Consider the following 24688-nt stretch of genomic DNA (forward strand, 5'->3'; position numbering starts at 1 on the left):
AGCGCCGCCGGGCGCGGCTTGACCGTTTWCGAATAAACCGTATAAACTGTATATACGGTTTATTTGACCGCACCCAAAAAGGATCAATCCATGGCTACCAGCAAAAAAGCAACTGCGAAACCTGCCGCACCGGCAACGCCCAAGGCACTCGTGAAACCCGCCGCCAAGCCCGCCCCGAAAAAAGCGACCACCGCCAAGGCCCCTGCCGGCAAAGGCGCGGTCAAAAAAGCCATCGTGAAAAAGGCCGGCGCCAAGAAGCCCGCCGCCAAACCCCAGGCAAGCGCCAAACCCGTGAAGGCCGCCAAGCCAGAGAAAACCAAAAAGCCAAAACTGGTGCGCGACAGCTTCACCATTCCCAAGGCCGAATACGTGGTGCTCGACGAGCTCAAACAGCGCGCCGCCAGGCTGACCCGCCCGGCCAAGAAAAGCGAATTGCTGCGAGCCGGCATCAAGCTGCTGGCTGGCCTCTCTGATGCCGCTTTCCTGACGGCGCTTGAGCAGGTTCCCGCGATCAAGACCGGCCGGCCTATGCTCGGTTCTTAAGCCACGCAAAGGCTACTTCCAGCGCTCGCGAGAGCGCTGGGTTGTGCATCGCCTCCTTTGCAAGCGTTGCGCAAGGACTCAAGCGTGGGCGGTTAAGACGATTGCTCCATCCGTCACGAGAAAGATGCGAAATCTGGTTTACGCCTGCGCTGCCGGCGGCCAGCCGATTTGGGCAGCACGACGAAGACTGGATTGAACGACCAGGCGATGGAACGGGGCGATGACAAAAATATAGAGACGGCCTAAGCGGTTGTGGCAATGGACCACGGTTGATAAAGTCAGGTGGCGTTTGCCTTCCGGCAAGGGCTGGCTGGAGCAGAGGACAGAAAGCCTGAAGTCCAGGTGCTTGTCGTCTTCTCCAAAGACAACTTCGGTCGGACTTGCGCCGTAGATCTTGAAGATGCCGAGACGGCCTGGCTTGACTTGCGCGTCAAGTGACGCGAGTTGCCTCGCAGTTTTGAGGCCGACCCCGCCGACGATCGCATCTCGGACGGCCATGAGGGTGCCAACCCACGGTGCCTGGTTGGCGAAAATGAACCTCGCCAACAATTCGGGATTGGCCGACGCTCCGGGTGGAAGCTCGATCGAATAGGCATCCGCGAGATTCGTCGATGCGTAGGCTCTGGTAACTGCCGACTCCGGAGGAAGCGATACAGGCCTTACGCGGTGCTGTTGGGTTGACATGTGTTCGAGCCAGTAGTTGGGTTCTGAGGTCTAACGTTGAAGACGACCGGCACGCTATTCACGTCGCACTCTTGACCAAGCCAAGACTGCGCAAATTCGCATCCAACTCAGCGATGGTGCTCCAAGGCAAGATGGGAGAGTTTTCCCGCTCGTCGGGAGGATGGGACGGCAGTTCGTCAGACCACCCACCGCAGCCGACCAGGGGAAGTAACGGCCGTTTGTGCAGCCAGGCCAGGTGAACCTCGGATTTGGTACCCGCGCGCCCACCGATGACGATGCAGGCATCGCCCGCAAGCGCCATCAGGAGGTTACGGGCATCTCCCATCCCGCAGGGCAATACAACCGTGGCGGGCCAATCCGGCGCGGGCATGTGGTCTGGCGGCACGATGCTGAGCACCAGGCCTTTTGCCTCAATGGCGCGCTCGGCAGCAACCCTGGTTGCGGGACTGCCGCATCCGCTCACAACCGTGATACCCAGTCTGGCCAGCGCCTCACCCGCCTCACCGGCGAGTTCATAGGCGCGGGAACCGGGCTCGGCGCTGCCGAGTACGCAAACCTGGGGTTTTCGACGAGAAATAGTCATGGGAGGATTGAGTCTACGGTGGTGCAGCTTTTGCGCACGCAAACGCCGGATAGGGCAAATGCGTCCGTTCGGAACGCCTTGTCATTCCGCATTTTGTTTCATCACTTTAATACTCGCTTTCACCAGTTTCTTTATCAACGCCTTTGGTATTGGCTCATCAACCGGGAAACTGACAATCGCCTTGGTCTTGGTATAGACACCAATTTCTTTGCTGTGGTCTTCGAGCACCGGTGGGCGCACATGGAGGCGGACAAATGGCTTCTTATAGCTAAACCAGGCAAACATCCCGTTGTAGTCGTAGCCTTCATAGTAATAGCCCGGCATTTGAAAATAACTGACCGTTTCTGCACTGCCGGGAGAAGCGCCTTGAATAGCATCGCGCATGTCCTCCAGTTGGGGGCGTACCTCTTGCGGGCTGGCTTTGATGTACTCGTCAACGCCACCAGGTACGACGACCTTCGTTGCGCTGCTGGATTTCTTCGCCATAACTCGTCTCCACGTGTGGTTGTGCGGCATAACGTTTGACATGAGGGGCCGCTGGAAGCAAGCGAAGCTCGGTGGAAGACGCCCGCTCGATGGAAAGGTGAGACGCCATTTTCACAGCTACGCCGACTTCTCAAGCTCGAGGTTGCCTTCGACGAACTTGAGCTTGAAGACAAGTCGAGAGATGCGCCATCTTTCGAGGAAGGGCTGCAACTGCAGTTCGTACGTTCCCACGAAGATGCGGGTCTTGAGGCCGATTGCATTGCCCCGGTGGTGGAAGGCCACGCCGTGGCATCTGACAAGCGCTTGATTACCACTGATCTCAGTTCGAAGGTTGCCAACCTGATGGTGAACGTGGTCGAGCGGTTTGAATCCGGCAGCCCACGCCTGAGCCACCTGGTTTGGAGTCATTTCGGTCGGCGTTCCACCGACCATGGAGGTCATGTCGAGCGTAAAGGGACTGGTAAAACAACTCTCCAGCACTGGCCAGTCTCGTTCATCGGTGGCAACGAACATCTGGACGACGGCGTCCTCGACCGCCAGGCGTGTAGCCAAGTCAGATGGAGAAAAAGTGAGAGACATTTAGAACCCCCGAATGAATGCGCCGTATCTTGCGACGCCTAACGTAAAAATGACCGGCTCACAACAACTCGCGGCGAAGCCGCCTCCTGGGGTTGTGGGGCCGTGTCGACCGACAAGTTAGATGCTCTGGCAGAAGCATGCCTATTCATTGAGATTTCAAGACAACGCGCTGCAAATAAATACAGTTATAAATTCCGTGAAACCCCGCTATTCCCCGTTGCAGTCTGCCCGCTTGCTGGACCAGGTTCGGGAACGGATTCGGTACTTGCATCGAGTGATTAAGCGCCTGCATTTGTGCCAGCGCCTATGAATAATCTCAGCTTGCCGCGGGCACGCGCATGGCGAAGAGGATACACAAGCAGAAGGCGACCTCGCCAAGGCCGACGAGGATCGCAGGAAGCCCTTCAACGACACGATGTTTGTCGCTATCTTCATGCCATGTGAATTTGGCTTCCCGACGCAGGACACTCTTCACGCCCGAGGCGATGAATGCGAGGCCGAACAGCAGGAGGGCTATTTTTAAAAAACAGTGCCATGGGCACCTGACGTAATGTGTGGCGCGGAATCCGAAGGTTCAGTACTTGCACTATAGCCTTGGCATCCAAAAAACCGGGCTGTACCGGGTCCGTTTTTGTCCGCCGGCATGGCCGCAACGGCCACATGACGCATCCGCGCGACAGGGACGCACACGCAATAGCCGCTTTCCTCGCGATACAGGCCACACGCCAGCTCAAAGCACCTCAGGCGACTGCACCGTCACCACCACGGTCTGGTTATGGCCTTCGCGATCCCGGCTGCGCAGCCACCAGAGCGCGCCCTTCTTGACGGGGCAATCGCTGGCTTGCAGGCCCAGCAGCTGGGCGATGGTTTCGCCGAGGATGGGCTGGTGGCCCACCACCAGGATGGGCGACTTGGCCGAGGGCCATTGCACCAGTTCCAGCAGCTGCGCAGCCGTGGCATCGGGTGCCAGCTCGTTCCTGATCTTGTACTTGCGGCCCAGCGCGAGCGCGGTCTGCTCGCAGCGGCGTGCCGGGCTCACAAAAATGCGCGCGCCCTCGGGCAGCTGGCGGTCCAGCCAGTTGGCCATACGGGCCGCCTGCTTTTCGCCGCGCGCCGTGAGCGAGCGCTCCAGGTCGCTGCTCCCTTGTGGATCACCTTCTGGCCAGTCTTCCGCTTCCGCATGACGCCACAAGATGAGGTCCATGTCATTTGTCCTGGTGTTGGGGGGCCGAATAGCGGGCCATCAGGGCCGCCTGCGCGCCATGCCGCGGCAGCTCGCCCTGCGAACTCACACGAAGGTAGCTGCCGTCGGGCTGCAAGTCCCAGGCGTCGTGCCCGTCGTGCAGGTAGGCCACCAGGCATTCGTCGATGATGCGCTGGCGAATCACCGGGTCGGTCACCGGCCAGGCCAATTCAACCCGGCGCAGCATGTTGCGGTTCATCCAGTCGGCACTGGAGAGCAGCAGGGTCTCCTCTTCAGCGCAGCGGAAGTAGAAGACGCGCGAATGCTCCAGAAAGCGGCCGATGATGGAGCGCACGCGGATGTTGTCGGTCACGCCCGGCACCTGGGCCGGCAGCATGCAGGCGCCGCGCACGATCAGGTCGATCTTCACACCGCAGCGCCCTGCCCTCACCAGCGCCAGCATCAGGTCCTCATCGGTCAGCGCATTCATCTTGGCCACCAGGCGCGTGTCCTTGCCCTGCAGGGCGGCCGCACCCAGCGCATCGATTTTTTCGATCAGCTTGTGGTGCAGCTGGAAAGGCGCGAGCAACAGATGGTGCAGCTTGGGCAGGCGGCTCTGGCTGGCCAGGTGCACAAAGACGTTGTCGATGTCGGCCGTCATCAGCGGATCCGCCGTGAGGTAGCTGATGTCGGTATAGAGCCGCGCCGTGCGCGGGTTGTAGTTGCCGGTGGACAGGTGGGCGTATCGCGCCAGCTGCCGGCCTTCGCGGCGCGTCACCAGCAGCATCTTGGCATGGGTCTTCAGGCCCACCACGCCGTACACCACCTGCGCGCCTATCGATTCCAGCATTTCCGCCCAGTTGATGTTGGCCTCTTCGTCAAAGCGCGCCTTGAGCTCCACCACCACGGTGACTTCCTTGCCGCGCCGCACGGCCTCGCGCAACAGCACCATCAGCTCCGAATCGGCGCCGGTGCGGTAAATCGTCTGCTTGATCGCCAGCACCTGCGGATCGTTGACGGCCTCGCGCAGGAAGGCGAGCACGCCGTCAAAACTCTCGAAGGGCTGGTGGATGGACACGTCACCCTCCTTGAGCCGCTCGAAGAAGGATTGGCCGGGCTGCAGCTGCGTCGGGTAGCAGGGGCGGTAGCTGGGAAACAGCAGCTTGGGGTCGTTGACCAGGTCCACCAGCTGCGTGAGGCGCACCAGGTTCACCGGGCCGTGAACGCGGTACAGCGACGGCGCCGGCAGGTTGAACTGCTTGAGCAGGAAGTTGGCCAGATATTCCGAGCAGCCGGCCGACACCTCCAGCCGCACGGCCTGGCCGTAGTGGCGCTGCTCCAGCCCCTGGCGCAAGGCGGTGCGCAGGTTTTTGACGTCGTCCTCGTCCACCGCGAGGTCCGAATGCCGGGTGACGCGGAACTGCGAAAACTGCCCGACTTCGCGGCCGGGAAACAGCTCGGCCAGGTGGGCGCGTATCACGCTGGAGAGCGAGACGAACAGCCTGTCTTCCTTGTGGTGGCCGCGCGAGGGCATGTGGATCAGCCGCGGCAGCACGCGCGGCACCTTGACGATGGCGATGTCGTTCTCGCGGCCGAAGGCGTCATGGCCGCCTAGCCGCACGATGAAGTTGAGCGACTTGTTGGCCACCTGCGGAAAGGGGTGGGACGGGTCCAGCCCGACCGGGATCAGCAGTGGCCGCACTTCCCGCTCGAAATACTCCTTGACCCAGCGCCGCTGGGCGGTGTTGCGCTCGCCGTGCGAGACGATGCGTATGCCCTGCCGCTCAAAGGCCGGCAGCAGGTCGTCGTTGTAGAGCGAATACTGGCGCGCCACCATGTCGTGCGCGGCGGACGACAAGGCCTTGAAGGACTGCACCGAATACGGCGCCTTTTGCTCATTGGCCTGGGCCGCCGTCAGGTGGGGCGCGGTGCGGACCTCAAAAAACTCGTCCAGGTTGGACGACACAATGCACAAAAACCTCAGCCGTTCCAGCAGCGGCACGTCCGGGCGCTTGGCCCAGTCCAGCACCCGCTCATTAAAGGCAAGAATGCTGTGGTCGCGGTCCAGGAACTGGACGGGGGGCGCGGCGGCGGCCACCGAAGCGGGTGAAGTGGGCATCAACAAGGCATTTACGTGTCATTAGTAACAAGTCACAGTGTTGACGTGTTTCATGACAATGGCGTGACAGTACTTTTGACTGATGTTGCACCGGCCTGAAAAGGCTGGCAAGTGCTGTCCCTGGCCTTGTTGTGTGCAGCGGCTACGAGGAAAGACTCAAAAAGCTGGGCCGCATGGCCCCAGCTGAAGTCCAGCGCGCGTTGGCGCGCTTCATGGCGCGGCACGGCCAGCGCACCGTAACAAGCCTGTTGCAAATCTTCATTCATGACACCGCCGTGACAGCTTCCGTCGGCTTTTCCGAGAACTTCCAGCGGGCCGTCGACCGGATAAGCCGCCACCGGCGTGCCGGCGGCCATGGCTTCAAGCATCACCAGGCCGAAGGTTTCCGAGCGGCTCGGGAACACAAAGACGTCGGCCGCGGCATAGACCTTGGCCAGCTCGTCGCGGGCCAGCACGCCCATCCAGCGGACCTGGGGGTAACGCTGCTTGAGCGACTCTTCCAGAGGCCCCACGCCACAGACCACCTTGGTGCCCGGAATGTCCAGCTTGAGGAAGGACTCGATGTTTTTCTCGTAAGACACCCGGCCCACAAACAGCGACACCGGGCGCAGCAGCGTGCCCATGGGCGGATGCGGGCGCGGCTGCGGCTCAAAACCAAAAAGCCCGGTGTCTACGCCATGCGCCCAGCCGCGCAGGTTCTGGAAGCCGCGCTGCTCCAGCATGCGCAGCACGCCCTGGGTAGGCACCATCACGCCCGACGAAGGCCTGTGGAAGTGGCGGAACAGCGCATAACCCCAGGACAGCGGGATCTTGAGCGCCGCATGCAGGATTTCGGGAAACTTGGTGTGAAAGGCCGTGGTAAAGCGCAGGCCGCGCTTGAGGCAGTAGCCGCGCGCCGCCCAGCCCAGCGGGCCTTCGGTGGCGATGTGGATGGCTTCGGGCTGGAAGGCGTCCAGCTTATCGGTCAGCCCGCGCTTGGGGCGCACCGCCAGGTCTATGCCGGCATAACCGGGGCAAGGCCGGGTCTTGAAGAGGTTCGGGTGGATGACTTCCACCTGGTGGCCCAGTTCCGCGAGTTCGCGCACCAGCTCGACCAGCGTGGTAACCACACCGTTGACCTGCGGCTGCCAGGCATCGGTAACCAGGGCGATCCTCATGCGACCACCGTGGAGGCGGCGTGGCCGCGGCCCTGGGTCTCATGGGCCGGCGCCCAATGCACCAGCTCCAGCGTGCCGTCGAAGTTTTCCACCAGCGCGGTGCGGCTTTCCACCCAGTCGCCGTCATTGCAGTACAGCACGCCGTTGATCTCGCGCATCTCGGCGCGGTGGATGTGGCCGCAGACCACGCCCTGGTGGCCGCGCCGGCGCGCCTCGTTGGCCACCGCCACCTCGAAGTCGGTGACGTAGTTGAGGGCGCTCTTGACCTTTTGCTTCAGGTAGGCCGACAGCGACCAGTAAGGCAGGCCCATGCGGGCGCGCAGGCCGTTCAGGTAGCGGTTGAGTTTGAGCGTGAATTCATACAGGTTGTCGCCCACATAGGCGAGCCATTTGGCGCACTGCACCACCGCATCGAAATAGTCGCCATGGATGATCCACAACTGGCGGCCGTCGGCGGTGGTGTGCACGGCTTCATCGATGACCTCGATGCCGCCGAACTGGTTGCCGATAAATTCACGCGCAAACTCATCATGGTTGCCTGGTACATACACCACGCGGCAGCCCTTGCGGGCGCGGCGCAGCAGCTTTTGCACCACGTCGTTGTGCGACTGCGGCCAGTACCAGCGGCGGCGCAACTGCCAGCCGTCCACGATGTCGCCGACCAGGTACAGGTTGTCGCTGGGGTGGGCCTTGAGGAAATCCAGCAGGGCCGCCGCCTGGCAGCCCGGCGTGCCCAGGTGGATGTCGGAGATGAAGATGGTGCGGTAGCGCTTGCGCAGCGAATCGTCATCGTCGTGGTCGCCCTCCCCCCCGCCGAAGCCGTTGCCCAGCGCCCCCATGGCGTCAAACATGTTCCGCATCAGGCCTCCGTGGCGTTGCCCGGCACCGGTTTGCCGGAAAAATGCTTGAGGTAGCGCGGCGGCAGGTCAGCGATGCGCATCATCATGGGAAGGTCGGCCGAGTTGAAATCCGGGTCCCAGGCCGGTGCGCCCAGCACCTTGGCGCCCAGGCGCAAATAGCCTTTGATCAGCGCGGGCGGCTCCACGTCCAGTGTGTCGTCGAGCTTCTCGACGGGCAGCGCCAGGCGCGGCGTGACGCGGTATTCGATGGGGGCCAGGTGCGTCTGGCGCACCTGGCGCCAGATGCTGGCGGCCGCGTGGCCGTTGGACACGCCGTTGTGCTGCATCGGGATGCTGGCGCAGCCAATCATGGTGTCGAGCTGGTTGCGCGACATGAATTCGGCCAGCGCCCCCCACAGCGCCAGGATGACGCCGCCGTGGCGGTGGTCGGCATGCACGCAGCTGCGGCCCAGCTCGACCATGCGCTCGCGCAGCGCGCGCAGGCGGGTCAGGTCGAACTCGGTGTCGCTGTAGGTGCTGCCCACGCGCTTGGCCTGGGTGGGCGTGAGCACGCGGTAGGTGCCAATCACTTCCTGGCTGTCGGCGTCGCGCACCAGCAGGTGCTCGCAATAATCGTCAAACAGGTCCACGTCATGGCCGGGCAGCGTCTTGGACAGCGTGGCGCCCATCTCGAGCGCGAAGACCTGGTACCTCAGGCGTTGCGCCTGCCGGACCTCGTCCTGGTGCCGGGCCCAGCTGACCGAGATTTTCCCCACGGGAGCCCTTTGAACAGGGGCTGGACTGACAGCATGACCGCTTTGATGAAGTGACCCCCGTGGCATTGCGACTGGCGACAATGCAAAGGTGGGATTGGGCAGTTCTTTCATGGCTAACTCCTTGTTCCTTGTGTCTCAACAACTTCGGTTTTGACCAACTTCAGCAAGCTCACTCACTCGGACTCGCGGTTTTTCGGCCGCCTGTAAAAAAGCCCCAAAAAGGGGCTTCGACACTCAATCACCGGTGGCCAGCGAAACCGCCTTGCCGCGCCGCCCCAGGCCGGCAATCAGCGCCGGCCGCGCGTTCGACAAACCCTCCAGCCAAGGCCGGGTGCCGGCCTTGAAGCGCAGGCCGCCAGGACTGTTGGCCAGGGCCTGGGCCGTGCAGCGCAAAATGCGCAGGCACTGCTTGTTCAGGTCCTGTATGCCGGCGCCCAGGCCGCGCGCGGCGCCTGCGTCCTGCCTGTCATGTGAATGGAGTCCCATCGGGTGCTCAGTCATGCTGGTCATGACGTGATTCTGGGAGTGGGGGGTGACGCGTTCGTGTCAGTTCAATGGCAGTTGTGTGACACGGTACGGTGGGCCTGCAGACGTGGCTGGGAAGCCACAGGCCGGGAGACGGCGGAGGAGAAATCCGCGGGGAGACCGCGGCGCGCGAGGTCGCGCCGGGATAAGGCAAGACGGAAGGACTTAAGGCTTGGTCACGCGCTCGCCACGCTCATTGACGACCTGTTCGCCGTCTTCCTTGCTGAAAGCGCCGCGCTGCGGCAAAGGCAGGATGTCCAGCACGGCTTCCGACGGCCGGCACAGGCGCGTGGCCAGGGGCGTGACCACGATGGGCCGGTTGATCAACACGGGATGGGCCAGCATGGCATCCAGCAGCGCCTCGTCGCCGAGCGCGCCCAGGCCCAGTTCCTGGTAGATGGCTTCCTTTTGCCGGACCACGTCACTCACGGGCACGGCCATCTGCGCAATCAGTTCCTGCAGCTTTTCGCGCGTGGGCGGCGTCTTGAGGTATTCGATGATTTCGGGCTCTATGCCGGCATTGCGTATCAGCCCCAGCACATTGCGCGAAGTGCCGCATTTGGGGTTGTGGTAAATCGTGACCTTGGGGACGGCTGGCATGCGGTTTCGCTCCTGGAAGTGGACGGATTGAGAAAAGGGGATGAAAAGAGAGGGCTGAGAATACGGCAACTTGCCTCGATTCAATAATTCAATTATATTTGAATTATGGAATCTTTAATACAAAACCAGCCATCGACCGTTCTCGATGAAAGCGCCGCCGTCAAGGCACTGGCCGCCCTGGCCCAGGCCCAGCGCCTGCGCGCTTTTCGCGCCCTGGTGGTGGCCGGCCCCGAGGGCCTGACGCCGGGCGCCATCGCCGAGCAGCTGGGCATCGCCGCCAGTGCGCTGTCTTTCCACCTCAAAGAACTGTCGCATTCGGGCCTGGTTAACAGCGAGGCGCGCGGCCGCAACCTGATCTACCGCGCCAATTTCGGCCAGATGAACGCCCTGCTCGGCTATTTGACCGAGCACTGCTGCGAAGGCGGCGCCTGCGAAGTCGACCCCAAGGCCGGTTGCGCCACCTGCTGATCCATCCCCCTCACCGCAACCACCCCAGGAGAGCCCCATGAAACGCTTCCATGTCCACGTCCATGTCAAAGACCTTGAAAAAAACATCGCCTTTTATTCAGCCATGTTCGACCAACAGCCCGCTCGCACCGAAGCCGACTATGCCAAATGGATGCTCAGCGACCCGCCGGTCAACTTTGCGATCTCCACGCGCGGTGATGCGCCCGGTGTGGACCACCTGGGCATACAGGTCGACCAGGCCGAAGAGCTGGAGGCGCTGAAAGCCCACGCGACCCGCGCCGACATGACACTGCTCGATGAGGGCCCCACCACCTGCTGCTACGCCCGCAGCGACAAATACTGGCTCACCGACCCGCAAGGCATTGCCTGGGAACAGTTCCACACGCTGGGCAGCATCCCGGTGTTCAGCGAAGCCAAGCCGGCCGCCGCTTCGGCCTGCTGCGCCGCGGCGGAGAGCAAAACATCGGGCGCGGCTGCGGCGTGCTGTTAAAGCCTGCAGGGGCCGCCCAAGGCCAGGAGCCCCGCCTTACACACCAGCTTGTCGCCGAGTTCGTGGGCACAGCCGCCCTGCTCTGCGCCGTCATAGGCTCGGGCATCATGGCCGAGCGGCTTTCGGCCGGCAACATGGGTGTGGCCCTGCTGGCCAATACCCTGGCCACGGTGTTTGCGCTTTATGTGCTGATTGAATTGCTGGGCCCGGTCAGCGGCGCGCACTTCAACCCGCTGGTGACCTTGGTGCTCGGGCCCAAAACCGCGGCCTCCGGCAAGCGCACGCGAAGAACCCTTCTGTTGATCACCAGCCAGCTGCTGGGCGCAGTCGCGGGTGCCTGGCTGGCCCATGCGATGTTTGACACGAGCCTGCTGCAGTTCAGCGCCAAGATTCGCAGCGGCACAGGCCAGTGGCTGGCCGAGGCCGTCGCGACCGCCGGGCTGATCCTTGTCGTGCTGCGCGCGCCCGCGGCCAAGGCACCGGCCATGGTCGCCTGCTACATAGGCGCCGCCTACTGGTTTACCGCGAGCACCTCGTTTGCCAACCCGGCGGCCGTGCTGGGTCGCATGCTCTCGGACAGCTTTGCCGGCATCGCACCGGCCAGCGCCCCCGGCTTTGTGCTGGCCCAGGCGGCGGGTGCGTTGGCGGGCGTGGCGCTGCATCGTGCGCTGGGCGTATGGCAGGTGGCCGGCCAGGACTGAGCGCCAGGCGCTTTCTTGTACCCTTGTGCCTGTGACTTCACAGAGCCGCGCCGCCACCATCGTCCAGCTGGGCATTGCCCAAACCCTGGCCTGGGCCTCCAGCTACTACCTGCCCGCCATCCTGGCCGTGCCCATGGCGCGCGAGCTGGGCGTCAGCACACCCACGGTGTTCGCCGCTTTCTCGGCCGCGCTGGTGGTCTCTGCCCTGCTGGGGCCGGCCGCGGGCAAGGCCATAGACCGCCATGGCGGCCGGCCGGTGCTGGCCGCCAACAGCTTTGTGTTTGCCGCCGGCCTCGTTGTCCTGGCACTGGCGCAGGGGCCGGTAGGCCTCATTGCCGGCTGGGTGATCCTGGGCGTGGCCATGGCCGCGGGCCTGTACGAAGCGGGCTTTGCCGCGCTGGTGCACCTGTACGGCAAGGATGCACGCGGTGCCATCACCGGCATCACGCTGTTCGCCGGCTTTGCCAGCACCGTGGGCTGGCCGCTGTCGGCCTGGCTGGAGCTTGAATGGGGCTGGCGCGCCACCTGCCTGGCCTGGGCGGCGCTGCATCTGCTGCTGGGCCTGCCGCTCAACTGGCGCTTGCCGGCTTCACCTGCCGCAGCCCTTCCCACTGAAGTCCATGCAGACAAGGCCCAAACCGAAGCGGCTGCGCCCACCCCATCTCGCAGTGCCACCCGCACGGCGGTGCTGCTGGCACTGGTGTTTGCCTTGACCTGGTTTATCAGCACGGCTATGGCCTCGCATTTGCCGCGCCTCTTGCAAGCCCATGGCGTGCCGCTGGCCACCGCGCTGGTGTTTGCCGGCCTGGTCGGCCCCGCGCAGGTGGCCGGCCGGCTGCTCGAATACGGCTTGCTGCGCAACATCCACCCGCTGGTCTCGGCGCGCGTGGCCGGCAGCCTGCACACGCTGGGCGCGGCGGCTTTCCTGTTTTTCGGCGTGCCGGCCGGGGCGGTGTTTACGGTACTGCACGGCGCCGGCAACGGCGTGCTGACGATTGCCAAAGGCACGCTGCCGCTGGTGCTGTTCGGCGTGCGTGATTACGGCGCGCGCCAGGGCCTCTTGATGGTGCCGGCGCGCTTTGCGCAGGCGACGGCGCCCTGGCTGTTCGGCCTGGCGATTGATCGCTTTGGTGCGGGTGCGCTGTGGTTTTCAGCGGCGCTGGGGCTGGTGGCGTTTGCGGCGTTGATGCTGCTGCGGGATCCTGCTGCCGCGACAGCTCGGCACGGGGATTGAGCTAGGATGCCCGCTATCGGCCATAAACAGACGCGCGTCGGCGCCCCAATGTGATCGCGCTGTTAACAAGCATTTACACCAACCTTATGAATAAAGGAACAAGCATGAAAAAAATGGCCATCGTCATGGTTGTCGCGTCCCTGTGTGGCTGCGCTGCGACTTATGTTCCACCGACACCATCGGAACCTCAGGCATCTGTGACGGTCCGGAATCCAAGTCCTCAATACAGCGTCTTCCTCTCGGCTCATAAGGAACCTGCAAGCTGTGGTGGCCTCGCTTCCGTGCGAACTGGTCAAGGAAGCTCAATCTACAAGAATGAAGTATTGGAAAATTCCGAGTTCACCTTCCAGGTGAAAGCGGAACAACTCTTTGGGTTGAATGCCGGCAGTACTCGTCCCGACCCGTCAAATTTCAATCGAAAGTTTGATTGCTCCAGAGTTGCTACGTTTACTCCACATCGGGGCTCGCGCTACTTGGTCGAGTTTTCGTATGAACCCCCAACGTGCCGTATGACGGTTAGAGAAATGCAAACGGACGGTTCCCTCGTCGCAACGCCTGTTCGATACAGGACACAGATGAACACATCCCTTTCTCAGCCGAACTCGCACTGCGCTGACATTTTGAGTGAGAGACAATGAGAGCATCCGCCACGCTGCGGTTTCTCCGCGAGGGTTGTATCCCGGTTGTCCCCAACGCGCCGCCTGTGCTCGCTTGCGCCGCTGCCGGTAATGCCCGAACAGAAAAAAATTACGGTGATGACTGAATTCCGGCGAGGATTTTCTGCCTGACCGCTGCGTCGTGGATCGGAAACAGCCTGGTGTACTTTCCATCATTCAGTGTTGCAAACGCAGATGCGACAGCAAAGCCAATTGCGCCTCCGGCAATTTGGGCACCGGTAACTGGACCGTTGCTCGGCAGGGCGATGTTCTGCACCGTCTGTTGCAGCTCGTAGTCGTTGATGCTGCCGGCGAGCGGCGCAGTGGACTCCACCACAAAGATGAAGTGCGGCGGCACGGTGCGGTTATGAGGCACATAGATGCCGCCTTGCCGGACAAAGGTGCTCACACTCTTGTTGCCGGGGATCGAAAACCAAATAGGTTTGCCGCTGCCGATAAAGTAAACGCCCTCCGGGTCTTCGCGCTCCGCCTTGTAGATACCAGGCATGGCGCCTTCGACCACTTTCAGGCCGGTGTCCCAAGTGCTAGAGTAGGAGATGCGCTCGGTCAGCACGAGCTGCTCCTTGCGCTGAGTCACGGTCCACTTGTCCGCCTCGATGATCCTGGACGGTGAATGGCATGCGGAAAGTGTGATTGCCAATGCGATTGCGGCAGCGACGGATTTGAGCATAGGAGTGCGCCCTCGAAATATTGATCTTCTGAGCCGCTAACGAAGTTCGTTTCCGGCGGATGGCAGACATCTTAGCAACGGTCCAACAGCTCCGATCAGCAACAACATCAACAACTTAAGCGCGGCGGGCAAACTACGAGCCTGGGGATGGCGCGTGCAGTTTCCGGTGCGCTCACTCCAGCCACTTCTGAAAAAACCGCGCCTGGCCCATGGCCGGGTCCAACTGGTAGCCCGCAAAGCCCACGCGCTCGTACAGCTTGACCGCGCCCAGGTTGCCCTGCAGCACTTCCAGCGTCAGCTTGCAGGCCCCGCGCTCGCGCGAGATCTCGTCCACCAGCGCCAACATTTTTTCGGCGATGCGCCGGCCGCGGTGGCCGGGCAGCACGGCCACGTCGTGGATATTGACCAGCGGGCGGCAGGCAAACGTGGAAAAGCCCTCGATGCAGTTGACCAGGCCCACGGCTTGGTCGCCGTCAAACGCGAGCACGCTGAAGGCCTGCGGGCGGGCCGCGAGTTCCTTGACAAGATGGGTTTTGGCGAAGTCGCTAAGCGGCTTGCCGCCGCCGGCCGGGTCCTGCGCATAACTGTCCAGCAGTTGCACCAGGGCGCGCGCGTGCACCGGGTCGGCATAGTCGGCGCGGCAGACGCGCAGGGAAGAAGAAAAAGAAGAGGCTGCGGCTTCGGTCATACGGCGATTTTAGGGACGCCGCTTTTTTGGGGAATGTGAAGCCCATAAAGCCTTATCGCGTTGCCGCCCATCACCGCCGCCTGGCTTTCCATGTCCAGGCCTTCCAGCAATTGCCGCGACACTGCCCACCACAGCGCATAGGGAGCGGCCAGCTCCAGTACCGGCCAGTCGCTGCCCCAGACCACACGGTCCGTGCCAAAGCTTTGCAACACATGCTCGGCCCAGCGCCGCACCGCGCCCGGCGCGGGGCGTGGACCGGCTTCGGTCAGCAGGCCCGAGAGTTTGCACATGGCCTGGGTCTCTTTCGCGATGCGCGCAATGCCCTCGGCCCAGGGCTGCCACTGGCCTGCCGCGATATCGGGCTTGGCGCCGTGGTCTATCACCATGCGCAGCTCGGGGTGGCGGCCGGCCAGGGCCAGGATGTGCGGCAGGTGCACGGGCTTGACCAGCGCGTCGAACACCAGGCCGCAATCCGCCATGGCATGCAGGGCCGGGGCGAGCGCGGGCTGCAATATCCATTCAGGGTCGGCGATATCCTGCAGCATGGGCCGCAAGCCCTTGAGCCGTGGGTGCCGCGCCAGCGCCTCTATGCGGCGCGGCGCGTCGGCCGCCAGCATGTCGACCCAGCCCACCACACCCAGCACCGCCGGGTTGGCGTCGGCCTGCTCCAGCAGGAAGTGTGTTTCCGCCTCGGTGGGCGCGGCCTGCACCAGCACACCGCCGCGCACGCCGTGCGACCGCGACTGCGCCCGCCAGTCGGCCACGGCCACGTCGCGGTAAAGGGGCGCCAGCGCCGGCGTGAGCCAGCCGTAGTCGCCGCGCGCCAGTTCCCAGCAGTGAAAGTGCGCATCGATGATCTTCATGGTGTGGGCGCCTCCACGGGCAGCAGGCCCAGGGCGCGCAGATCCGCCCAGAAAGCCGCGGGAATCGGGTGCCGCATCATGGCCACCGCATCGGCCCACTCGGCGACCCGGCGCGCGCCCAGCATCACGATGTCGACGGCCGGGTGGGCCAGCGGAAACTGCAGGGCCGCCGCGCGCAGCGGCACGCCGTGCGCCGCGCAAACCGACTCGATGCGGGCCGTGCGCTCCAGCCATTCGCGGGCGGCCGGCGCATAGTTGAAGCTGGCCGTGCCGCGCGCGCCGGTCGCCAGGATGCCCGAATTGAACACGCCGCCCAGCGCAATGCGCACGCCGCGCGCCGCGCACTGCGGCAGCAGCGCCGGCAGCGCGCTGTGGTCCAGCAGGCTGTAGCGCCCGGCCAGCATCAGCACATCCAGCCCGGCTTCGCGCAGCACCTGCAGCACCACTTCCACATCATTGGTGCCCAGGCCGATGGCGCGTATCAGCCCTTCGTGTTTCATCGCGCGCAGCGTGGGCAGGGTTTCATCCAGCAGCTGGCGCAGCACAGCCGGCGCGCGCTCGCCGTGTGAGGCCGCATCCGGGTCGTGCACATAGACCACGTCCAGGCGCGGCAGGCCCAGGCGCTGCAAGCTGTCTTCCACGCTGCGGCGAGTGCCCGCGGCGCTGAAGTCCCACACCTGGTTAAAGGGCAGGATGTCCACATAACCGTGCTGGGCACGCGCCGCGTTCGCGTCGGGCAACAGCAGCCGCCCCACCTTGCTCGACAGCACATAGCTGTCCCGCGGGTGGCCGCGCAGCGCATCGCCCAGCCGCCGCTCCGACAGGCCGTGGCCGTAATGCGGGGCGGTGTCGAAAGTGCGGCAGCCGTCGGCCCAGGCCGCGTCGACCAGCGCCCTGGCCTCGGCATCGCTCACGGCGGCAAACAGGTTACCCAGCGGCGCGCCGCCCAGGCCCAGCCGCAGGCCGCTTTCTTTGCAGGCGGAAAACACAGGGGCCATGTCCAAAGTCGTCATGTTGAAACCGGTTTCAGGGTTAATCCTAATAAAAGTTCAGTTATGTTATGACTAACATGTCAGTCATTGACAGCGGGAAATCCCGAGGTTTTCACAAAAACCGGGTTCCCAGCCAAGAACACTTTCTCCCATGCTCAAGAACATTCCACCGCTGCTCACGCCCGACGCCCTGCATGCCCTGGCCAGCATGGGCCACGGCGATGACCTGGCGATTGTGGATGCCAATTTCCCGGCCGCCCAAGTGGCGCGTAAAAGCGGCGCCCGGCTGGTAGCACTGGCGGGCGTGACCGCGCCGCAGGCGCTGGCCGCGGTGCTGCGCCTGCTGCCGCTGGACGACTATGTGCCCGAAGCCGCCTGGACCATGCAGGTGGTGGGCGACCCCGAAGCGGTTCCCCCGCCGGTGGCCGAATTTACCACCGTGCTGCACCAGGCCGGCGAGCGCCCGGCCGCCTCGCTGGAGCGTTTTGCGTTTTACGAGCGCGCCCAATCGGCCTTCCTGATCCTGCAGACCGGCGAGCAGCGCAAGTACGGCAACATCCTGCTGCGCAAGGGCGTCATCGCGAGCGACCACGGCTGAGCTGATGAGCAACCCCACACCCCCCGCGCCCATCAGCCTGCGTGCCCAGGCCTATGAGAGCTTCCAGCAGCAAATCGTCGACGCCAACATACGGCCCGGGCAGTTCGTCTCGCAGCGCGAACTCATGCAGCTGCTGGGCATGCCGCTGGGCGCGGTGCGCGAGCTGATCCCGCGACTGGAAGCCGAGGGCCTGGTCAAGACCGTGCCGCAGCGCGGCCTGCAGGTGGCCCATGTGGACCTCAAGCTGATCAACAACGCCTTCCAGCTGCGCGGCCTGCTCGAGCGCGAGGCCGCCAGCCGCTTCGTCACCACGGTGTCCGACGCCGACCTCGCCGCGATTGAGCAGGCGCACCTCAACATCGTGAAGCGCGCGCGCAAAAAGGCCATCGACGACGCGCTGCTCGAAGACGCCACCACGGTGGACTGGGGCCTGCACGACCTCATGATAGACACGCTGGGCAACGAGCTGATTTCCGAGGTCTACCGCATCAACAGCCTGCGGGTGCGCCTGATCAAACTCGAAGCCTCCTCCCTTTCCCCGGATGTGCTGATTCCCGCGATGGAAGAGCACCTCTGGTTCATCGATGCCCTCAAGCGGCGCGACCCGCAAGCCGTGGTCGACCGCCTGGGCCATCACATCGAGAGTGCGCACCGCCGCGTGCTCGGCCTGCCGCGGCCCGCAATGCCGTGGTCTCTGGAGATCCCTGAATGACGAGTTCCTTTCCCGCCGCCGAAAATTCCTTTCGCGGCATCTGGCCCGCCCTGCTGACGCCGCTCACGGCCGGCCTGGACATAGACCACGCCAAGTTCGCCGCCCACTGCAAGGCGCTGATTGCCAGCGGTTGCCCCGGGGTGACGGCTTTCGGCACCACGGGCGAAGGCCCGTCCTTTTCGCTGGCCGAACGCAAGGAGGCGATAGAGCAGCTCATCAAGAACGGCATTCCCGCCAGGCAGATCATGGTCTCGACCAGCTGCGCCGCCCTGCCCGAGACGCTGGAGCTCACGCGCCACGCCGTGAAAGCCGGCGTGCACGGCTGCCTGATGCTGCCGCCGTTTTTCCTCAAGGGCGTGTCCGACCAGGGCATCATCGACAGCTACCGCTACGTCATCGACGGCATGGCCGGCACGCCCTTCAAGCTCTACCTGTACCACATCCCCCAGGTCACGGGCGTGCCGTTGTCGCACCACGTGATCGCCACGCTCAAGAAGCAATACCCGGACACCATCGTCGGCATCAAGGACAGCGCCTGCAGCACCGAACACTCGGTGGGCCTGGCCAATGCCTTCATGAAGGACATGACGGTTTACGTCGGTTTTGAACCCGACCTGCCCGAGATGGGCAAGCGCGGCAGCACCGGCGCCATCAGCGGCGTGGCCAACTTCATGCCGCGCCTCGTCAAGCGCCTGGTGACCGAGCCTGCGGCGCCGGCGACGCCCGCCGAGCGCGAGCGCGTGATCAAGCTGATAGGCCTGCTGGACGGCTATTCGCTGATGCCCGCGCTCAAGGGCATCATGGCCATGCTGAGCGGCGATGCCGCCTGGCTGCGCGTGCGCGCGCCGCTGGTGGCCTTGACCGCTGACGAATACAAGGCGCTGGAAAAAACCATCAGCGCTTTCGGGATTGATACAAAATCCGAGTGACTGCCGAACGCCGACCCGGGGCCTGAGCCCAACAACGATTGACCTAAAAAAGGAGACAACCATGAAGACTTCCCTCTCGTCCACCCTTCGCCGCACCCTTTTAGCCGCGGCTTCCGCCACCTTGCTGATGGGCACGCTGCTGCCCGCGGCCCAGGCCCAGAACAAGATGGTGCTGCGCGTCTCCACCCCGGCCGTGCCCGACGACTGGCACGCCAAGATGTGGACGGTCTTCAAGGACAACCTCGAAAAAAGCGCGCCCGGCGAATTCGACGTGCAGATCAACCTGAACGCCTCGCTGTTCAAACAGGGCACGGAGCCGACCGCCATGGCACGCGGCAACCTCGAGCTCTCCTCGATCTCGGCCTTCGACATCGCCAAGCTGGTGCCCGAGTTCTCCATCTTCACCGCCGGCTACATCGTGCGCGACCCGGACCACCAGCAAAAGGTGTTTTCCGGCCCCATAGGCACCGAGATGTTCAAGACCGTCTCGGAGAAGATGGAAGTGACCCCGCTGTCCACCGTCTACCTCGGCACGCGCCAGGTCAACCTGCGCGAAGCCCACAACGTCAAGGTGCCGGCCGACCTCAAGGGCATCAAGCTGCGCATGCCGGGCTCCAAGGAATGGCTGTTCCTCGGCGAGGCGCTGGGCGCCACGCCCACGCCGCTGGCTTTCGGCGAGGTCTACCTGGGCCTGAAGACCGGCACCATAGACGGCCAGGACAATCCCCTGCCCTCGGTGCGCGCCGCCAAGTTCTATGAAGTCACCAAACAGATCGTCATGACCAGCCACCTGGTGGACGGCATCTTCATCTCGATTTCCAACAAGGCCTGGAACGCCATGAGCCCGGCGCAAAAGACCAAGGTCAAGGCGGCGGCCCAGGCGGCAGCCGTCTACAACAACGAAAACCGCATCAAGGAAGAAGGCCAGCTGGTCGACTTCTTCAAGAAGGAAGGCCTGCAGGTCACCACACCGGACGTGGACGCCTTCCGAAAGACCGTGCAGACGACTTACCTGAACTCCGAATACGCCAAGGTCTGGCCCAAGGGCCTGCTTGAGCGCATCAACGCGACCAAATAAGTCCCGCGGCAAACACCACAACGCCCATGAAAAGCTGGCCCCAAAAAGCCGCCAACCTGATTGGCGGCGGACTCTTCCTGACCCTGTTCATCGTGTTCGTGATCCAGATCACGGCGCGTTTTTTCTTCGGCAAGCCCCTGGCCTGGACCGACGAGGCGGCCGTGATCCTGTATGTCTGGGTCATCCTGTGGGCCGCCGCCGTGGTCGTGCCTGAGCGTGAGCACGTGGTGTTCGACCTGCTGTGGAACAACGCGCCCTACCGTGTCCGCCAGGCCATGGCCATTGTCGGCAACCTGCTGATCGGCGGCCTCGCGGCCTGGGGCATCCCCGGCTGCTGGGACTATGTGCACTTCATGGCCCGCGAGGGAACGCCCGTGCTGGGCGTGTCCTTCCAATGGGTCTTCATGCCTTTTGTGCTGCTGCTCGCCGCCCTGGCGGTGCGCTCGGCCTGGGCGATCTGGAATGCGATCCGTGGCAAGGGTCTTGAAGCGGAGCTGCGCATATGACAAGCGGAATCTGGATATTGGTTGGGGTGCTGGCGGGCGGCATGCTGCTGCGCATGCCCATCGGTTTTTCGATGATCGCGGCCGGCATAGGTTATCTCGTGGCCAAGGGCCAGGACGTGGGCCTGGTGGCCGAGCAGATCGGCAACGGCCTGTACAACAGCTACGTGCTGCTGGCCGTTCCGCTGTTTGTGTTCGCCGCCAACATCATGAACGCGGGCACGGTCAGTGAACGGATCTTCGACTTCTGCCGCATCCTGGTGGGCCGCATGCGCGGCGGTCTGGCGCAGGTGGACATCCTGGTCAGCGTGATCTTCTCGGGCATGAGCGGCAGCGCGATCGCCGACGCCGCCGGCCCCGGCCTGGTCACGATTCGCCAGATGCTCAAGAAACCCGAGTACACGCGCGGCTTTGCCGGCGCCGTGGTGGTGGCCAGCGCCACGCTGGGCCCCATCATCCCGCCGTCCATCCCCATGGTGATTTATGCGCTGGTCTCGGGCGCCTCGGTAGGCGCATTGTTCCTGGGCGGTGTGGTGCCGGGCTTTCTGATGGCCGGCCTCATGATGGGCGTGGTCGCGGTCATCGCCAAGAAGCGCAACATGCCGCGCGACGAGCCCGTGCCGCGCTCGGAATGGGCCGGCTTGATCTTTCGCGGCGCGCTGCCGCTGTCCATGCCCATCGTGCTGCTGGGCGGTATTTACTCGGGCATCTTCACGCCGACCGAAGCGGCCGCCGTGGCGGCGCTGCATGCGCTCATCCTCGCGGCCCTGGTGTTCCGGGCTCTCACCTGGCGCAGCTTCTGGGGCGTGGTGATGGAATCCACACGTGCCAGCGCGGTGATCACCATGATCCTGGCCGGCTCCTTCATGCTCAACTACGCCTTCACCGCCGAAGGCGTGCCGCAGTCCATGGCCGTGTGGGTCGATAGCATGCATTTCTCGCAGATCGGCTTTTTGCTGATGGTGAACGTCATGTTCCTGGTGCTGGGCTGCTTCCTGGACGTCTCGGTGCTGCTGCTGGTCTTTGTGCCCATGCTGCTGCCCGCGGCCAAGCTGCTGGGCGTGGACCTGGTGCACTTCGGCGTGCTGGTGGTGCTCAACATGATGATCGGCCTGATCCACCCGCCCTTTGGCATGCTGCTGTTCGTGACCAAGGCGCTGACCGGCATTCCCATCGGCGAGATGATGAAGGAAGGCTGGCCTTTCCTGGTCATGCTGCTGCTGCTCTTGCTGGCCATGACCTGCTTTCCACAGATCGTCTTGTGGCTCCCACAAACCATGGGCTACGGAGCCAAGTAAATGACTGTGGCAGATGTCGTCTGCGTCGCCAGCTGGAACGCCGACCTGATCTCCAAGGTGGCGCGGCCGATTGCCCGCGGCGAGACGCTGATGGCCAGCGACTTCAGCATCAGCCCGGGCGGCAAGGGCAGCAATGCCGCGGTGGCCGCCGCGCGCCAGGGCGCGCGCGTGGCGCTGCTGGCCCGCATAGGCGAGGACGACTTCGGCCGCATGGGCATGGATCTCTGGCATGCCGAAGGCATAGACACCTCGCATGTCGAGCAGGTAGCCGGCGAGCGCAGCGGCGTCGCGCAAATCCTGGTCTATGAAGACGGCGACAACAGCATTGCCGTCTACCCCGGCGCCGGCAGCGGCCTGGGCGCGCGCCATGCGCAGGCCGCGGCCGCGCTGCTGGCGGGCTGCCGCGTCGTGATGGCTTCCTGCGAAGTGCCGGCCGAGGCCGCGCTGCAGGCCTTTGCCCTGGCCCGCGCGGCCGGCGCCCTGACCGTGCTCAATCCCGCACCCGCGCGGCCGCTGAGTGATGAGATGCTCGCGCTGGTCGACGTGCTCACGCCCAACGAGAGCGAACTCCTTCTATTGGCCGGCCAGGCGCACGCCGGCTCGACCGACAAGGCCGCCGCGCGCCTGCTGGAGCGCGGCGCCCGCGCCGTGCTGGTCACGCTGGGCGCGGCCGGCTGCCGCCTCTACCAGGCCGGCCAGGCGCCGCATTCGATACCGGGCCGCCCCATGGCCGTGCGCGACACCATTGGCGCGGGCGACACCTTCACCGGCGCGCTCGCGGCCGCGCTGGCGCGCGGCGAAGCACTGCCCGTAGCCATGCAATGGGCCAACGCGGCGGCAGCGCTCTCGGTGACGCGCCACGGCGCCATAGACGGCATTCCGCGCCTGGTCGATGTGGCTGCGCTGCTGGGCTGAAACCACCACGACCTTTTCACGGCCTTGTTTCCCGCCGCGCTGTAGGCGCAAGGCCGCTTTACCGGATATTTACGCGCCTCTTTCGGGGCGTATACCTGCGCCCTCGGGCTTGCAGTGATAATTCCTGAGCGCTGTTCGAGCAGGCCCTCGGGGCTTGGCCAACGGCCTCATCCAACACAAAAAAATGCCGCATCCACCCGTGGGCGCGGCGGGCACCCAAGGACAGCCGATGGACCCGAAAGCCGAAACGCCGCAGACCAGCGCCGCAACCCCTCCCCGCAAGCGCATCAGCCGCCGCGCGTCCATCATAGGCAGCGTCATCGCCGTGATCGCCCTGGCCAGCATAGGCTGGCTGGCCTGGCATTTGACCCACCCTTCCGCCGACGCCGCTGGTGGTGGTTTTGCCGGCGGCCGGCGCGGCGCGCCGGCCACCACGGTCGGCGTGGCCACCGCCGAACGCGCCAGCATCCCGATTGTTCTGGAAGCCCTGGGCACCGTCACGCCGCAGGCCAGCGTCAGGGTCACGCCCCAGGTCTCGGGCGTGATGCAGAAAGTGCTGTTCAAGGAAGGCCAGATGGTCAAGGCCGGCGAGCTGCTGGCCACCATAGACCCGCGCCAGTTTGAAATGGCGCTGATGCAGGCCACCGGCCAGCGCCAGCGCGACGAGGCCCAGCTCGACAGCGCGCGCGTGCAGCTGCAGCGCTACAAGACCCTGCTGGAGCAGGACTCCATCGCCCGCCAGGACGTCGACACCCAGGCCGCGCTGGTCAAGCAGCTCGAAGGCACGGTGGTCGTCGACAAGGCCAATGAGGGCACGGCCCGGCTTAACCTCGGCTACACGCGTGTGGTCGCGCCGGTGAGCGGCCGCGTCGGCCTGCGCGCCGTGGACGTGGGCAATGTGGTGAGCAGCGGCGACGCCAACGGCATCGCGCTGATCACCCAGATCACGCCCATAGACGTCGTCTTCGCGATTCCGCAGGACCAGGTCGGCGAGCTGCAGCAAAATGCCGCCAAGGGCATCGCCATGCAGGTCACCGCGCTCGACAGGACACGAGCCGTCACGCTGGACACCGGCAGCTTCGCCTCGCTCGACAACCAGGTCGACATCACCACCGGCACCGTGAAGGCCAAGGCCCGCTTTGCCAACAGCGAGTTCAAGCTCTACCCCAGCCAGTTCGTCAACGTGCGCCTGCAGGTGCGCACCATCGACAACGCCATCGTGGTGCCGGTGACGGCCGTGCGCATGGGCAGCAGCGGCGAATATGTTTATGTGGTCAACGCCAAGGAGCGCACCGTCTCGCTCAGGCCCATCAAGCGCGGCCAGGCCACCGTCGACAAGGTCGTGATCGCCTCCGGCCTGGAGGTGGGCGAGCGAGTCATCACCGAAGGCGCGGACCGGCTCAAGGACGGCGCCTCCGTGGTCCTGCCCGGCGATCCGCCCGGTGGCGGGGGGCGCGGCCCCGGGGGCGGCGGCGGCAAGCGCCAGCGCGGCGCGGCCTCCGCACCGGGTTCGGGCGCTTCCGCACCGGCGCCTTCCGCAGCAGCATCCGCCGCGCCCGCCTCTTCGTCATCTGCGGCCAGCGCCCCGGCTGCGGCCTCCGCTTCGGCTGAAGGCCCGACCCCCGAACAGCGCAAGCGCATGCTGGACCAGGTCAAGGACGACCCGGCGGCCCTGGAGCGTCGCCAACGCTTTCTCGCGGCCATAGACGCCGGCGACCCCGCCGCGCTCGAACGCTGGCGCAGCATGAGGGAAAAACGCCAGGGCGGCGAACGGCCGGCGCAATGACGCCTTCCCGTC

At 64.4% G+C, this 24688-nt stretch carries 28 protein-coding genes; 13 read left to right on the forward strand and 15 right to left on the reverse strand.

Features of this window, described 5'->3' with window-relative positions:
* Positions 1 to 90 precede the first annotated feature (90 nt).
* The gene (locus AC1DUN_RS06555) at positions 91 to 543 is read left to right on the forward strand and encodes a hypothetical protein (RefSeq protein ID WP_477713257.1); all 453 of its coding nucleotides are present in this window, start codon (positions 91 to 93) and stop codon (positions 541 to 543) included.
* Positions 544 to 681: 138 nt separating this feature from the next.
* Here the strand turns inward: AC1DUN_RS06555 and AC1DUN_RS06560 are convergent, their stop codons facing one another.
* The 11 genes from AC1DUN_RS06560 to arsC all read right to left on the reverse strand — a co-directional run bounded on the left by AC1DUN_RS06560 (position 682) and on the right by arsC (position 10074).
* Positions 682 to 1227 carry a DUF2867 domain-containing protein gene (locus AC1DUN_RS06560; RefSeq protein ID WP_477713258.1) on the reverse strand — a complete coding sequence of 182 codons (546 nt, stop codon included), beginning with the start codon at positions 1225 to 1227 and terminating at the stop codon, positions 682 to 684.
* A 58-nt stretch (positions 1228 to 1285) separates the two neighbouring features.
* Positions 1286 to 1810, reverse strand: coding sequence for an SLOG cluster 4 domain-containing protein (locus AC1DUN_RS06565; protein WP_477713259.1), 525 nt, complete (start codon positions 1808 to 1810; stop codon positions 1286 to 1288).
* Positions 1811 to 1891: 81 nt separating this feature from the next.
* Complete coding sequence (locus tag AC1DUN_RS06570; RefSeq protein WP_477713260.1) at positions 1892 to 2296, reverse strand: iron chaperone; 405 nt, start codon at positions 2294 to 2296, stop codon at positions 1892 to 1894.
* Positions 2297 to 2413: 117 nt separating this feature from the next.
* Complete coding sequence (locus AC1DUN_RS06575; protein WP_477713261.1) at positions 2414 to 2848, reverse strand: nuclear transport factor 2 family protein; 435 nt, start codon at positions 2846 to 2848, stop codon at positions 2414 to 2416.
* 757 nt (positions 2849 to 3605) lie between these two features.
* Positions 3606 to 4079: a SixA phosphatase family protein gene (locus AC1DUN_RS06580; protein ID WP_477713262.1), complete on the reverse strand. Its 474-nt coding sequence runs from the start codon at positions 4077 to 4079 to the stop codon at positions 3606 to 3608.
* Position 4080: 1 nt separating this feature from the next.
* A complete protein-coding gene (ppk1, locus tag AC1DUN_RS06585) occupies positions 4081 to 6177 on the reverse strand; it encodes a polyphosphate kinase 1 (protein WP_477713263.1) in 2097 nt (698 codons plus the stop codon).
* A gap of 50 nt (positions 6178 to 6227) precedes the next feature.
* Positions 6228 to 7334 (reverse strand): glycosyltransferase family 4 protein, encoded by a 1107-nt coding sequence (locus AC1DUN_RS06590; RefSeq protein WP_477713264.1) that lies wholly within the window; start codon positions 7332 to 7334, stop codon positions 6228 to 6230.
* Positions 7331 to 8194: a UDP-2,3-diacylglucosamine diphosphatase gene (locus AC1DUN_RS06595; protein ID WP_477664795.1), complete on the reverse strand. Its 864-nt coding sequence runs from the start codon at positions 8192 to 8194 to the stop codon at positions 7331 to 7333. Before AC1DUN_RS06595 ends, AC1DUN_RS06590 begins: the two co-directional genes overlap by 4 nt.
* The gene (locus AC1DUN_RS06600) at positions 8194 to 9060 is read right to left on the reverse strand and encodes a GNAT family N-acetyltransferase (protein WP_477713265.1); all 867 of its coding nucleotides are present in this window, start codon (positions 9058 to 9060) and stop codon (positions 8194 to 8196) included. The genes AC1DUN_RS06595 and AC1DUN_RS06600 overlap by 1 nt, the downstream gene beginning before the upstream one ends.
* Before the next feature lie 123 nt (positions 9061 to 9183).
* Positions 9184 to 9459, reverse strand: a complete 276-nt coding sequence (locus AC1DUN_RS06605; RefSeq protein WP_477713266.1) for a hypothetical protein — start codon at positions 9457 to 9459, stop codon at positions 9184 to 9186.
* 180 nt (positions 9460 to 9639) lie between these two features.
* Positions 9640 to 10074: an arsenate reductase (glutaredoxin) gene (gene arsC / locus AC1DUN_RS06610; protein ID WP_477713267.1), complete on the reverse strand. Its 435-nt coding sequence runs from the start codon at positions 10072 to 10074 to the stop codon at positions 9640 to 9642.
* A gap of 105 nt (positions 10075 to 10179) precedes the next feature.
* Here arsC and AC1DUN_RS06615 point away from each other — a divergent pair, with 105 nt between their 5' ends.
* From AC1DUN_RS06615 to AC1DUN_RS06630, 4 genes are all read left to right on the forward strand, one after another.
* On the forward strand, positions 10180 to 10542 hold the full coding sequence (locus AC1DUN_RS06615) for an ArsR/SmtB family transcription factor (RefSeq protein WP_477713268.1): 363 nt from the start codon (positions 10180 to 10182) through the stop codon (positions 10540 to 10542).
* 37 nt (positions 10543 to 10579) lie between these two features.
* Complete coding sequence (locus AC1DUN_RS06620) at positions 10580 to 11032, forward strand: ArsI/CadI family heavy metal resistance metalloenzyme (RefSeq protein ID WP_477713269.1); 453 nt, start codon at positions 10580 to 10582, stop codon at positions 11030 to 11032.
* A 62-nt stretch (positions 11033 to 11094) separates the two neighbouring features.
* Positions 11095 to 11733 carry an aquaporin gene (locus AC1DUN_RS06625; protein ID WP_477713270.1) on the forward strand — a complete coding sequence of 213 codons (639 nt, stop codon included), beginning with the start codon at positions 11095 to 11097 and terminating at the stop codon, positions 11731 to 11733.
* A gap of 31 nt (positions 11734 to 11764) precedes the next feature.
* Entirely contained in the window at positions 11765 to 12967 is a 1203-nt protein-coding gene (locus AC1DUN_RS06630; protein WP_477713271.1) for an MFS transporter, read from the forward strand.
* Between the two features lie 747 nt (positions 12968 to 13714).
* Here AC1DUN_RS06630 and AC1DUN_RS06635 read toward each other — a convergent pair.
* From AC1DUN_RS06635 to AC1DUN_RS06650, 4 genes are all read right to left on the reverse strand, one after another.
* Positions 13715 to 14314 carry a hypothetical protein gene (locus tag AC1DUN_RS06635; RefSeq protein ID WP_477713272.1) on the reverse strand — a complete coding sequence of 200 codons (600 nt, stop codon included), beginning with the start codon at positions 14312 to 14314 and terminating at the stop codon, positions 13715 to 13717.
* Between the two features lie 172 nt (positions 14315 to 14486).
* On the reverse strand, positions 14487 to 15002 hold the full coding sequence (locus AC1DUN_RS06640) for a GNAT family N-acetyltransferase (RefSeq protein ID WP_477713273.1): 516 nt from the start codon (positions 15000 to 15002) through the stop codon (positions 14487 to 14489).
* Positions 14999 to 15865 (reverse strand): amidohydrolase family protein, encoded by an 867-nt coding sequence (locus tag AC1DUN_RS06645; RefSeq protein ID WP_477713274.1) that lies wholly within the window; start codon positions 15863 to 15865, stop codon positions 14999 to 15001. The genes AC1DUN_RS06640 and AC1DUN_RS06645 overlap by 4 nt, the downstream gene beginning before the upstream one ends.
* On the reverse strand, positions 15862 to 16878 hold the full coding sequence (locus tag AC1DUN_RS06650) for an aldo/keto reductase (protein ID WP_477713275.1): 1017 nt from the start codon (positions 16876 to 16878) through the stop codon (positions 15862 to 15864). The genes AC1DUN_RS06645 and AC1DUN_RS06650 overlap by 4 nt, the downstream gene beginning before the upstream one ends.
* A gap of 130 nt (positions 16879 to 17008) precedes the next feature.
* Here AC1DUN_RS06650 and AC1DUN_RS06655 point away from each other — a divergent pair, with 130 nt between their 5' ends.
* From AC1DUN_RS06655 to AC1DUN_RS06690, 8 genes are all read left to right on the forward strand, one after another.
* Positions 17009 to 17455, forward strand: a complete 447-nt coding sequence (locus tag AC1DUN_RS06655) for an RbsD/FucU family protein (protein WP_477713276.1) — start codon at positions 17009 to 17011, stop codon at positions 17453 to 17455.
* 4 nt (positions 17456 to 17459) lie between these two features.
* The gene (locus AC1DUN_RS06660; RefSeq protein WP_074574767.1) at positions 17460 to 18167 is read left to right on the forward strand and encodes a GntR family transcriptional regulator; all 708 of its coding nucleotides are present in this window, start codon (positions 17460 to 17462) and stop codon (positions 18165 to 18167) included.
* Positions 18164 to 19096: a dihydrodipicolinate synthase family protein gene (locus AC1DUN_RS06665; protein WP_074574773.1), complete on the forward strand. Its 933-nt coding sequence runs from the start codon at positions 18164 to 18166 to the stop codon at positions 19094 to 19096. Before AC1DUN_RS06660 ends, AC1DUN_RS06665 begins: the two co-directional genes overlap by 4 nt.
* Positions 19097 to 19157: 61 nt before the next feature.
* On the forward strand, positions 19158 to 20174 hold the full coding sequence (locus AC1DUN_RS06670; protein WP_477664765.1) for a sialic acid TRAP transporter substrate-binding protein SiaP: 1017 nt from the start codon (positions 19158 to 19160) through the stop codon (positions 20172 to 20174).
* 26 nt (positions 20175 to 20200) lie between these two features.
* Complete coding sequence (locus AC1DUN_RS06675; RefSeq protein WP_477713277.1) at positions 20201 to 20680, forward strand: TRAP transporter small permease; 480 nt, start codon at positions 20201 to 20203, stop codon at positions 20678 to 20680.
* Positions 20677 to 21975 carry a TRAP transporter large permease gene (locus tag AC1DUN_RS06680; RefSeq protein WP_477713278.1) on the forward strand — a complete coding sequence of 433 codons (1299 nt, stop codon included), beginning with the start codon at positions 20677 to 20679 and terminating at the stop codon, positions 21973 to 21975. Before AC1DUN_RS06675 ends, AC1DUN_RS06680 begins: the two co-directional genes overlap by 4 nt.
* Entirely contained in the window at positions 21976 to 22890 is a 915-nt protein-coding gene (locus tag AC1DUN_RS06685; RefSeq protein ID WP_477713279.1) for a ribokinase, read from the forward strand.
* Between the two features lie 229 nt (positions 22891 to 23119).
* Positions 23120 to 24676, forward strand: a complete 1557-nt coding sequence (locus AC1DUN_RS06690; RefSeq protein ID WP_477713716.1) for an efflux RND transporter periplasmic adaptor subunit — start codon at positions 23120 to 23122, stop codon at positions 24674 to 24676.
* The last annotated feature ends 12 nt before the right edge of the window (positions 24677 to 24688 follow it).

This window comes from Polaromonas sp. P4_F6, from assembly GCF_056401275.1.

Bases quoted from the DNA above. Each gene is read 5' to 3' on its own strand.
- AC1DUN_RS06555 (WP_477713257.1), top strand. From the start codon at position 91: ATGGCTACCAGCAAAAAAGCAACTGCGAAACCTGCCGCACCGGCAACG.
- AC1DUN_RS06560 (WP_477713258.1), bottom strand. From the start codon at position 1,227: ATGTCAACCCAACAGCACCGCGTAAGGCCTGTATCGCTTCCTCCGGAG.
- AC1DUN_RS06565 (WP_477713259.1), bottom strand. From the start codon at position 1,810: ATGACTATTTCTCGTCGAAAACCCCAGGTTTGCGTACTCGGCAGCGCC.
- AC1DUN_RS06570 (WP_477713260.1), bottom strand. From the start codon at position 2,296: ATGGCGAAGAAATCCAGCAGCGCAACGAAGGTCGTCGTACCTGGTGGC.
- AC1DUN_RS06580 (WP_477713262.1), bottom strand. From the start codon at position 4,079: ATGGACCTCATCTTGTGGCGTCATGCGGAAGCGGAAGACTGGCCAGAA.
- ppk1 (WP_477713263.1), bottom strand. From the start codon at position 6,177: ATGCCCACTTCACCCGCTTCGGTGGCCGCCGCCGCGCCCCCCGTCCAG.
- AC1DUN_RS06590 (WP_477713264.1), bottom strand. From the start codon at position 7,334: ATGAGGATCGCCCTGGTTACCGATGCCTGGCAGCCGCAGGTCAACGGT.
- AC1DUN_RS06595 (WP_477664795.1), bottom strand. From the start codon at position 8,194: ATGCGGAACATGTTTGACGCCATGGGGGCGCTGGGCAACGGCTTCGGC.
- AC1DUN_RS06600 (WP_477713265.1), bottom strand. From the start codon at position 9,060: ATGAAAGAACTGCCCAATCCCACCTTTGCATTGTCGCCAGTCGCAATG.
- AC1DUN_RS06605 (WP_477713266.1), bottom strand. From the start codon at position 9,459: ATGACCAGCATGACTGAGCACCCGATGGGACTCCATTCACATGACAGG.
- arsC (WP_477713267.1), bottom strand. From the start codon at position 10,074: ATGCCAGCCGTCCCCAAGGTCACGATTTACCACAACCCCAAATGCGGC.
- AC1DUN_RS06615 (WP_477713268.1), top strand. From the start codon at position 10,180: ATGGAATCTTTAATACAAAACCAGCCATCGACCGTTCTCGATGAAAGC.
- AC1DUN_RS06620 (WP_477713269.1), top strand. From the start codon at position 10,580: ATGAAACGCTTCCATGTCCACGTCCATGTCAAAGACCTTGAAAAAAAC.
- AC1DUN_RS06635 (WP_477713272.1), bottom strand. From the start codon at position 14,314: ATGCTCAAATCCGTCGCTGCCGCAATCGCATTGGCAATCACACTTTCC.
- AC1DUN_RS06640 (WP_477713273.1), bottom strand. From the start codon at position 15,002: ATGACCGAAGCCGCAGCCTCTTCTTTTTCTTCTTCCCTGCGCGTCTGC.
- AC1DUN_RS06645 (WP_477713274.1), bottom strand. From the start codon at position 15,865: ATGAAGATCATCGATGCGCACTTTCACTGCTGGGAACTGGCGCGCGGC.
- AC1DUN_RS06650 (WP_477713275.1), bottom strand. From the start codon at position 16,878: ATGACGACTTTGGACATGGCCCCTGTGTTTTCCGCCTGCAAAGAAAGC.
- AC1DUN_RS06655 (WP_477713276.1), top strand. From the start codon at position 17,009: ATGCTCAAGAACATTCCACCGCTGCTCACGCCCGACGCCCTGCATGCC.
- AC1DUN_RS06660 (WP_074574767.1), top strand. From the start codon at position 17,460: ATGAGCAACCCCACACCCCCCGCGCCCATCAGCCTGCGTGCCCAGGCC.
- AC1DUN_RS06665 (WP_074574773.1), top strand. From the start codon at position 18,164: ATGACGAGTTCCTTTCCCGCCGCCGAAAATTCCTTTCGCGGCATCTGG.
- AC1DUN_RS06670 (WP_477664765.1), top strand. From the start codon at position 19,158: ATGAAGACTTCCCTCTCGTCCACCCTTCGCCGCACCCTTTTAGCCGCG.
- AC1DUN_RS06675 (WP_477713277.1), top strand. From the start codon at position 20,201: ATGAAAAGCTGGCCCCAAAAAGCCGCCAACCTGATTGGCGGCGGACTC.
- AC1DUN_RS06680 (WP_477713278.1), top strand. From the start codon at position 20,677: ATGACAAGCGGAATCTGGATATTGGTTGGGGTGCTGGCGGGCGGCATG.
- AC1DUN_RS06685 (WP_477713279.1), top strand. From the start codon at position 21,976: ATGACTGTGGCAGATGTCGTCTGCGTCGCCAGCTGGAACGCCGACCTG.
- AC1DUN_RS06690 (WP_477713716.1), top strand. From the start codon at position 23,120: ATGGACCCGAAAGCCGAAACGCCGCAGACCAGCGCCGCAACCCCTCCC.